The sequence below is a fragment of the Algoriphagus aestuariicola genome, from assembly GCF_017254835.1.
Classification (GTDB): domain Bacteria; phylum Bacteroidota; class Bacteroidia; order Cytophagales; family Cyclobacteriaceae; genus Algoriphagus; species Algoriphagus aestuariicola.
The window spans coordinates 1-316 of record NZ_JAFKCW010000048.1 but is presented as its reverse complement, the minus strand read 5'-3'; the positions used below and the strand labels follow the sequence as shown (position 1 = coordinate 316).

Annotated in this window: 1 protein-coding gene; it reads right to left on the bottom strand. The window is 62.7% G+C overall.

Annotated elements, in window-relative coordinates; genetic code table 11:
- The coding region (locus tag J0A67_RS23610) for a proline racemase family protein (protein WP_206571681.1) at positions 1 to 316 on the bottom strand (316 nt) is incomplete at both ends.

The following is a 316-nucleotide window of genomic DNA, read 5'->3' as shown; positions in this document are numbered from 1 at the left end:
CACCGAACAGCTCGATATGGTCGATCGCCCCGCCGTCTTCGCCACGAATGCCCGCCTGTTCAAGCGCCTGCCGGACCGCCCAGGTGAACGCGGTCAGCGCCTCCAGATTGTGTTTATCGATGGTCAACGGCGACTCGCCGATGAGAAAAAACCAGTTTCCCCCCCAGGCAATGTCCCCCGTCACCGGGCCGTAACCGGCCACCTCAACTCGCACCTGGTGGCGATAACGATAAGCCGCCACGTTCTCTACGGTAACGCTGCCGTCATCATGCAGCGTGGCGTTCACCGGGCCGACCGGGGTCTCGATCAGATGACG